Origin of the sequence: Nocardia farcinica, assembly GCF_029867845.1 — a bacterium.
Taxonomy (GTDB): domain Bacteria; phylum Actinomycetota; class Actinomycetes; order Mycobacteriales; family Mycobacteriaceae; genus Nocardia; species Nocardia farcinica_A.
The window spans coordinates 1-7,709 of sequence record NZ_JARWRU010000883.1 but is presented as its reverse complement, the minus strand read 5'-3'; the positions used below and the strand labels follow the sequence as shown (position 1 = coordinate 7,709).

9 protein-coding genes and 1 pseudogene are annotated in these 7,709 nt (G+C 71.6%); 8 read left to right on the top strand and 2 right to left on the bottom strand.

Translation table 11 applies throughout. From position 1 onward, the window contains the following. Positions 1-361: pseudogene (locus QH283_RS19335) on the top strand (hypothetical protein); the annotation flags it as partial. Between the two features lie 21 nt (positions 362-382). On the opposite strand, the gene QH283_RS19330 reads toward QH283_RS19335, so the two are convergent. Together QH283_RS19330 and cynS are read right to left on the bottom strand one after the other, a co-directional pair. Next, positions 383-1,261, bottom strand: a complete 879-nt coding sequence (locus QH283_RS19330; RefSeq protein WP_280504396.1) for a formate/nitrite transporter family protein — start codon at positions 1,259-1,261, stop codon at positions 383-385. Between the two features lie 5 nt (positions 1,262-1,266). Further along, complete coding sequence (gene cynS / locus QH283_RS19325) at positions 1,267-1,743, bottom strand: cyanase (protein ID WP_280504395.1); 477 nt, start codon at positions 1,741-1,743, stop codon at positions 1,267-1,269. Positions 1,744-1,946: 203 nt separating this feature from the next. On the opposite strand from cynS, the gene QH283_RS19320 reads away from it, so the two are divergent. From QH283_RS19320 to QH283_RS19290, 7 genes are all read left to right on the top strand, one after another. Beyond that, complete coding sequence (locus QH283_RS19320) at positions 1,947-2,741, top strand: helix-turn-helix domain-containing protein (protein ID WP_280504394.1); 795 nt, start codon at positions 1,947-1,949, stop codon at positions 2,739-2,741. Between the two features lie 98 nt (positions 2,742-2,839). Beyond that, complete coding sequence (gene eat, locus QH283_RS19315) at positions 2,840-4,258, top strand: ethanolamine permease (RefSeq protein ID WP_280504393.1); 1,419 nt, start codon at positions 2,840-2,842, stop codon at positions 4,256-4,258. Continuing rightward, on the top strand, positions 4,255-5,658 hold the full coding sequence (locus QH283_RS19310; RefSeq protein ID WP_280504392.1) for an ethanolamine ammonia-lyase subunit EutB: 1,404 nt from the start codon (positions 4,255-4,257) through the stop codon (positions 5,656-5,658). The genes eat and QH283_RS19310 overlap by 4 nt, the downstream gene beginning before the upstream one ends. After that, positions 5,655-6,389 (top strand): ethanolamine ammonia-lyase subunit EutC, encoded by a 735-nt coding sequence (gene eutC, locus QH283_RS19305; RefSeq protein ID WP_280504391.1) that lies wholly within the window; start codon positions 5,655-5,657, stop codon positions 6,387-6,389. Before QH283_RS19310 ends, eutC begins: the two co-directional genes overlap by 4 nt. Positions 6,390-6,539: 150 nt before the next feature. Continuing rightward, a complete protein-coding gene (locus QH283_RS19300) occupies positions 6,540-6,956 on the top strand; it encodes a phage holin family protein (RefSeq protein ID WP_280504390.1) in 417 nt (138 codons plus the stop codon). Continuing rightward, a complete protein-coding gene (locus QH283_RS19295) occupies positions 6,953-7,402 on the top strand; it encodes a DUF3618 domain-containing protein (RefSeq protein ID WP_280504389.1) in 450 nt (149 codons plus the stop codon). Before QH283_RS19300 ends, QH283_RS19295 begins: the two co-directional genes overlap by 4 nt. After that, positions 7,399-7,659, top strand: a complete 261-nt coding sequence (locus tag QH283_RS19290; RefSeq protein ID WP_280504388.1) for a DUF4235 domain-containing protein — start codon at positions 7,399-7,401, stop codon at positions 7,657-7,659. The genes QH283_RS19295 and QH283_RS19290 overlap by 4 nt, the downstream gene beginning before the upstream one ends. Positions 7,660-7,709 lie beyond the last annotated feature (50 nt).

Below are 7,709 nucleotides of genomic sequence, written 5' to 3'. Positions count from 1 at the left end.
CCTCGGCGCGGGCGGCACGATGCGCCAGGAGATCTACCGCGACACCCGCCGCCCGAAGGACTACCGGCCCGAGGCCGACGCCAGGGTCTTCGTCCACCTGGTGTCGGCGGCGCAGTGGCGGGAGATCACCGGGGAACCGGCGCCGTCCACCCCGGTGACGGCCCAGTCCTACGCCCGGCACGGCCTGCCGTGGTTCGACTACTACGACGCCGACGCCGACGACCTCGCTCCCGCCGAGAATCTCGCCGGCGTCCGCCCCACCGGTGACTGGCTGGCCGACGAGGGCGAGAACTCCGTGCCCGACACCCAGCTTCCGGTGATCCCGCTCGGCGACGGGCCGGTGCAGGACGGGGCGTGGTGACGGGACGGAGTCCGCTCGGGATCAGGCCGTCGCGACGTCGGCGGCCCGGCCGGTTCCCTCCGTCTGCACGGTCGCGGGTTCGCCGCCGCCGCTGCGCGCCCGGTCCGGCGCCGTCCGCGCGTGCGTGGCATAGATGACCAGGCCGACGAAGGTCAGTCCGCCGACGAGATTGCCCGCCAGCGTGGGGATCTCGTTCCACACCAGGTAGTCGGCCAGAGTGAAGTCGCCGCCGAGCATGAGGCCGGAGGGGAACTGGAACATGTTGACCACGGAGTGCTCGAAGCCGAGGTGGAAGAACACCATGATCGGCATCCACATGGCGATGACCTTGCCGGGCAGGCTGTCGGACATCATCGCCCCGACCACGCCGGTCGAAACCATCCAGTTGCACAGCACACCGCGCACGAACAGCGTCAGCATGCCCGCCGCGCCGTGCTCGGCGTAACCGAGCGTCCGCCCCTCGCCGAGGACGCCGATCGCCTGACCGACCGCGTCGGGTTCGACGCTGAAACCGTAGGTGAAGTAGATCGCCATGAGCACGGCGGTGGTGAGCGCGCCAGCGAAGTTGCCGACGAACACCAGCCCCCAGGTGCGCAGCATCGCCCCGAACGTCACCCCGCGCCGCCGGTCGAGCCAGGCCAGCGGCACCAGGGTGAACACGCCGGTCAGCAGATCGAATCCGAGCAGGTAGAGCATGCAGAACCCGACCGGGAACAGCATGGCCCCGACCAGCGGGTTGCCGGTCTTGACGGTGATGGTGACGGCGAACGCGGCGGCCAGGGCGAGGATCGCGCCCGCCATGTAGGCGCGGATGAGGGTGTCGCGGGTGGACACGAACACCTTGGACTCGCCCGCGTCGAGGACCCGGACCGCCAGCTCGGCGGGTTTCACATACGACACGGCGCTCACTCCTGCCCGTCCGACGCCGAATTCCACTGGTACGGCAGGAATTTGCCGTCGATGGTGACGACGACCCGCGCGCCGTCGGGGTGCTCGCGCCTGGTCAGCGAGACGCTGCAGTTGATGGCGCTCATGATCCCGTCACCGAACTTTTCGTGGATGAGCTCCTTGAAGGCGGGGCCGTAGACGGCGAGCAGTTCGTGGAAGCGGTAGATGGTGGGGTCGGTGGCGATCGTCGGATCGGCGGTGCGACAGGGCTGCCGTCGCAGCGCCCGCACCGTCTCCGCGCTCAGGCCGAGCAGATCGCCGACCTTCGCGGCCTCCTCGGCGCTCAGCGGGTGCGCGCCGAGCAGTGCCGCGACCGTCCACACCGGCGGCTTGCCGAGGTGCTCGGCGATCTGCTCCCAGCTGTGCCCGGTGGCGATCCTGCGCTCGTCGACCTCGTTCGCCGCCCGCGCGCGCAGCGATGGGTGGTGGGTCATGCGTCGTCCTCCTCGTTCGCGTACACGTGGTCCCGGTCGGAACCCCGCTCCATCGAAACCCGCGGCGCACCCGGCGCTGGAGGATATTCGCGCGGGATATCGGTCATTTCGCGCAAGGAGAGGTGCCGTTCACACGGGTGAGATCGCCAGGCAACGGCGGTGATACAGGCGGGTGCGAATCTGGCCGCACCGAGGTGATGACTGTGACCGTTCCGCACCTCCGGGCCGCGCACCCGGACGCCGACGCCGAACTCATGGCCGCCGTGATCGAGCAGGCGCCGACCCCGCTGTGGGTGATCGCGGGCGGCCGTGTGGAGCTGGTGAACCGCGCGGCCGTGTCGCTGCTCGGCTATTCCACCGCCGCCGACCTGGTCGGGCAGGCCAGCCACTGCGCCCTGCACGAGCGCCGCCCCGACGGCTCGGCCTATCCCCAGGAGGCCTGTCCGATCGTGGCCTCCGCCGCCGCCGCTCGTCCCGCGCACGGCAGGGAGTGGTTCACCACCAGCGCCGGGGTGCCGCTGCCGGTCACCTGGACCACCCGGCGCCTGGGTGTCAGCGACGCCACCCTGCTGGCCTTCGACACCGCCGCACCGGCCGGGCAGGCGGCCACCGTCCCGCCGAGCCGGCCGCCCCGCGCACGCACCCGCGCCGACCTGCGCGCGGAACTGCTGCACCAGATCCACGAGAACTTCCGCGATCCCGGCTTCTCGGTGTCGACACTGGCCACGCGCAATCACCTGTCGGTACGGTCGGTGCAGACGCTGTTCGCCGAAGCCGGCCGGACCCCGGCCGAAGCGATCCGCCGGGCGCGACTCGAGTACGCCCGGCTGCTCCTCGAACGCGGCGCCTCGGTGCGATCCGCCTGCTACGACAGCGGATTCATCGATCCGGGCACCTTCTCGCGCGCCTTCCGGCGGCACTACGGCCGCTCCCCCACCCGGCTGCTCCGCTCGGCTCCGGGCCCGGTGACACACGAAACACACACGCAAGTGCGCTGAAACATCGCGCCGTTACGCTCGCGCTGTCCGAAGCAACCTCGCCGACCCGCCCGGGGACCGATTCCCCCGCGGGACAGCATGTTCAGGGGAGCAGACCGATGGTCACCACACCCGAAGAGACCGGTCCGGCGACAGACGACTATCTGGGCAGAAGGACCCTGCGCACCGGGACGGCGGGCTGGGTGCTGCTGGCCGGGCTCGGCGTCAGCTATGTCATCAGCGGCGACTATTCGGGCTGGAACTTCGGCCTCGGGGAGGGCGGCTTCGGCGGCCTGCTCATCGCCACGGTGATCATCGCCGCCATGTACGGGGCGATGGTGCTGAGCATGGCGGAGATGTCGGCCGCGCTGCCCACCGCCGGCGGCGGCTACACCTTCGCGCGCCGGGCGCTCGGCCCGTGGGGCGGCATGGCGACCGGGACCGCGGTGCTCATCGAGTACTCGATCGCACCCGCCGCCATCGCCACCTTCATCGGCGCCTACGTCGAATCCCTCGGCCTGTTCGGCATCACCGACGGCTGGTGGGTCTACCTGGCCGCCTACGCCCTCTTCGTCGGCATCCACCTGGCGGGCGTCGGCGAGGCGCTGAAGGTCATGTTCGTCATCACCGCCGTCGCGCTGGTCGGCCTGGTGATCTTCGCGCTGGCGAGCATCGGCGAGTTCTCCTGGTCCAATCTCACCGACATCGCCCCCGACCCGGAAGCCGCCGGTTCCAGCGAGTTCCTGCCGTTCGGCTATCTGGGCATCTGGTCGGCGCTGCCGTTCGCCATCTGGTTCTTCCTCGCCGTGGAGGGCGTGCCGCTGGCCGCCGAGGAGGCCAGCGACCCGGCGCGCAATGTGCCGCGCGGCATCATCGGCGCGATGGCGGTGCTGCTGCTGACCGGCGCGCTGGTGTTGTTCCTGGTGCCGGGCGCCGGCGGCGCGGCGGCCATGCAGGCCTCGGGCAATCCGCTGGTGGAGGCGCTGGGCACGGGCACGGCGGCGACCGTCGTCAACTACATCGGCCTGGCGGGCCTGATCGCCAGCTTCTTCTCGATCATCTTCGCCTACTCGCGCCAGCTGTTCGCGCTGTCGCGGGCCGGCTACCTGCCGCGCGGCATCTCGGTCACCAACTCGCGCAAGGCGCCCGCGCCTGCTCTGATCGTGCCCGGTGTCATCGGGTTCGTGCTGTCGATCTTCGGCGACGGCGCGACGCTGTTGAACATGGCGGTGTTCGGGGCGGCGCTGAGCTATGTGCTCATGATGGTCAGCCACATCGTGCTGCGGGTGCGCGAGCCCGGGATGGCGCGGCCCTACCGGACGCCCGGCGGCCTGGTGACCTCGGCGTTCGCGCTGGTCGTCGCGGTGGCGTCGGTGATCGCCACCTTCCTGGTCGATTCCACGGCAGCGTTCGGCTGCCTGGTGGTGTTCCTGCTGTTCATGGCGTACTTCGCGCTCTACAGTCGGACTCGACTGGTCGCCAGTTCCCCCGACGAGGAATTCGCCGCACTGGCGGCAGCGGAGGACGAACTTCGATGACCTACCGGCACACCGCGCGCGGCCACACCCACCGGTTCGGCACGCTCACCGAGGTGCTGGCCAAGGCGACGCCGCTGCGGTCCGGCGACCAGCTCGCCGGATGCGCGGCCGAGTCCGACGCCGAACGGGCCGCCGCCGCGCACGTGCTGGCCGACCTGCCGCTGCGGGTGTTCCTCGACGAACCGGTGGTGCCCTACGAGAGCGACGAGGTCACCCGGTTGATCCTCGACGGCCACGACGGCGAGGCCTTCACGCCCGTCGCGCACCTGACCGTCGGCGAGTTCAGGGACCGACTGCTGTGCTGGGCGAGCGAGCCGGGCGGCGGGCCGCAGAGCGCGGCCCTGGCGCCGGGGCTCACGCCGGAGATGGTGGCCGCGGTCAGCAAGATCATGCGCAATCAGGACCTGATCGCGGTCAGCCGGGTGTTGTCGAACGTGACCGCCTTCCGCACCACCATCGGCCTGCCCGGCAGGCTCGCCACCCGCCTGCAACCCAACCATCCCACCGACGACCCGCGCGGCATCGCCGCGAGCATCCTCGACGGCCTGCTGCTCGGCGCGGGCGACGCCGTGGTCGGGGTCAACCCGGCCACCGACTCCCCGCGCGCCACCGGCGAGCTGCTGACCATGCTCGACGACATCAGGCAGCGCTTCGAGATCCCCATGCAGTCGTGCGTGCTCGCCCACGTCACCACGACGATGGAGCTGATCGAACGCGGCGCCCCGGTTGACCTGATCTTCCAGTCCATCGCGGGCACCGAGAAAGCCAACGCCGCCTTCGGCATCACCCTGTCGATGCTGGCCGAGGCCGCCGAGGCCGGGCGCGCGCTCGGCCGGGGCACAGTCGGTGGCAACGTCATGTACTTCGAGACCGGGCAGGGCTCGGCGTTGTCGGCGGACGCGCACCTCGGCGCCGGCGGCGCACCGGTCGACCAGCAGACCCTGGAGGCCCGCGCCTACGGGGTGGCCCGCGCCTACGACCCGCTGCTGGTCAACACCGTGGTCGGCTTCATCGGGCCGGAATACCTGTTCGACGGCAAGCAGATCACCCGGGCCGGATTGGAGGATCTGTTCTGCGGCAAGCTGCTCGGCCTGCCGATGGGCGTCGACGTCTGCTACACCAACCACGCCGAGGCCGACCAGAACGACATGGACGTGCTGCTGAGCCTGCTGGCGTTGGCGGGCGCGGCCTTCGTCATCACCGTCCCCGGCGCCGACGACGTCATGCTCGGCTACCAGAGCCTGTCGTTCCACGACGCCCTGTACGCGCGCGGCGTGGCCGGACTGCGGGCCGCCCCGGAGTTCGAGGAGTGGATGCGGCGCATCGGCCTGGCCGACGAACTGGGCCGGGTGCGGCCGATGGAGCTGGACCAGTCGCCGCTGCGGAGCCTGACCGCATGAGCGCCGATCCCTGGGCCGGGATCAGGGCCACGACCCAGGCCCGTATCGGCCTGCGACGCAGCGGATACGCGCTGTCCACCCGCGAGGTGCTCGACTTCCAGGCCGCGCACGCCGCCGCCCGCGACGCGGTGCACCTGCCGCTGCCGGTGGCGGAGATCGTGACCGGGCTGGAGCGTCTCGGCCTCGGCGCCGTCCGGCACGTCACCAGCCGCGCCGCCGACCGGGCCGAATACCTGCGCCGCCCCGACCTCGGCCGCGTCCCCGCCGCGCTGGACGGTCTCGAGCACACCGGCGCCGACCTGGGCATCCTCGTCGCCGACGGCCTGTCCGCCACCGCGGTCACCGAGCACGCCGTTGCCCTGGTCGAGGCCGTGATCGCACGGAACGGCGGCGTGCTCACCCTCGCCCCGCCCGTCGTCGCCACCCAGGCCAGAGTCGCCCTCGGCGACCACATCGGCACGGCCCTCGGGGTGCGGACCATGCTCACCGTCATCGGCGAACGTCCCGGCCTGTCCGTCGCGAACAGCCTGAGCATCTACCTCACCCACCACCCCGCCCCCGGCCGCCGCGACTCCGAGCGCAACTGCGTCTCCAACATCCACCCACCCGAGGGCCAGGGCTACGAGGCCGCCGCCCGCATCGCGCTCACCCTCGTCGCCGGAGCCCGCGAGCTCGGCGTCTCCGGGGTCGCCCTCAAGGACAACTCCTCCCCGCACCCCGAACTCACCTGAACGAACTCACCTGAACCCTGCCCGCGCGAACCGACCCTCCCCTGCGAACCCTGGCCGCGACAGCGGAAATTCCGCGTGGTCCGGCGAGCGACAGGACTTCCGTTTCCTCGCCTCGGCGCCGGGTAGACGGCGAGCAGGAGGTGAGAGCCGATGGTTCAGCACACGGAGAACCGGGCCGGGCCCGGGGAACGGTCGCTGTCCGAACTGATCGAGGACGCGACGGCGCAGGTGTCGCGGCTGGTGCGGGACGAGATCCGGCTGGCGCGGGTGGAGATCGCCGAGAAGGCGGGCGGGGTGGCCAAGGGCACCGGGCTGGCCGGGGCAGGGGCGTTGCTGGCGCTGTACGGCGGGGTGGCGTTGACGGCCGCCGCGGTGCTGGCGTTGGCGCTGGTCCTGCCGGAGTGGGCGGCGGCGCTGATCGTCGGCGTCGCCCTGCTCGCCGTGGGCGGGGTGCTGGCGCTGGCAGGCAAGAAGACAGTGACCGAGGCCGCGCCGCCGTTGCCCACCGAGGCGCAGCAGGGCGTGCGCGCGGACCTGGCCGCCATACGAGAGGGAACCCGACGATGACCGACGACCGACCGGACCGGCCCGAGAAGCCGGGGGATGCCGGTTTCCCGGAGACAACGGAGGAATTGCGCGCCGACCGTGATCTCACGCGCGAGGAACTCGAGGAGACCCTCGCGGAACTGACCGGGAAACTCGATGTCCCGGCCCGCGCGGAGGCGAGAATCCACGACGCCGAGGCCAGGATCCACGATACGGCGCAGACCGCCAAGGACCGGACGACCGCGGCGGGCCGGCATGCGCTCGACGCGGCGGCGAACGCGAAAGCCAAAGCGAGCGAAGTGATCTCCAATACCACCAATCCCACTCCTTCCATCGCCGAACCGCTCGACGACGTCGGCAAGCACGCCGGGGAGTCGCTGCGCAGGCGCCGCGTCCCGATCGCGATCGTCGGCGCGGCTTCGGCGGCCGTGATCACCTGGGCGATCCTGCGACGGAGGCGGGCATGAAGACGCTGTACAAACCGCTCGGCATCGTGCTGGGCGTGCTCGGCGGCATCGCCGCCAACGCCGTGTTCACCCGCGTGTGGCGCGGGGTGAGCGGGCGGGACGAGGCGCCCCGCGCGACCGCCGCCGACCACGGCTGGAAGGAAGTCCTGGTGGCCGCCGCCCTGCAGGGCGCGATCTTCGGGCTGGTGAAGGCCGCCGTCGACCGCGCGGGGGCCAGTGGCTACCAACAACTGACGGGCACCTGGCCGGACAAGTAGCACCAGCGGAGGGGGGGGGGGGGGGGGGGGGGGGGGGGCGGGGGGGGGGG

What these genes read in the sequence shown, in the direction of transcription:
- cynS (WP_280504395.1), bottom strand. Translation starts at nt 1,743, where the DNA reads ATGACCCACCACCCATCGCTGCGCGCGCGGGCGGCGAACGAGGTCGAC.
- eat (WP_280504393.1), top strand. Translation starts at nt 2,840, where the DNA reads ATGGTCACCACACCCGAAGAGACCGGTCCGGCGACAGACGACTATCTG.
- QH283_RS19310 (WP_280504392.1), top strand. Translation starts at nt 4,255, where the DNA reads ATGACCTACCGGCACACCGCGCGCGGCCACACCCACCGGTTCGGCACG.
- eutC (WP_280504391.1), top strand. Translation starts at nt 5,655, where the DNA reads ATGAGCGCCGATCCCTGGGCCGGGATCAGGGCCACGACCCAGGCCCGT.
- QH283_RS19300 (WP_280504390.1), top strand. Translation starts at nt 6,540, where the DNA reads ATGGTTCAGCACACGGAGAACCGGGCCGGGCCCGGGGAACGGTCGCTG.
- QH283_RS19295 (WP_280504389.1), top strand. Translation starts at nt 6,953, where the DNA reads ATGACCGACGACCGACCGGACCGGCCCGAGAAGCCGGGGGATGCCGGT.
- QH283_RS19290 (WP_280504388.1), top strand. Translation starts at nt 7,399, where the DNA reads ATGAAGACGCTGTACAAACCGCTCGGCATCGTGCTGGGCGTGCTCGGC.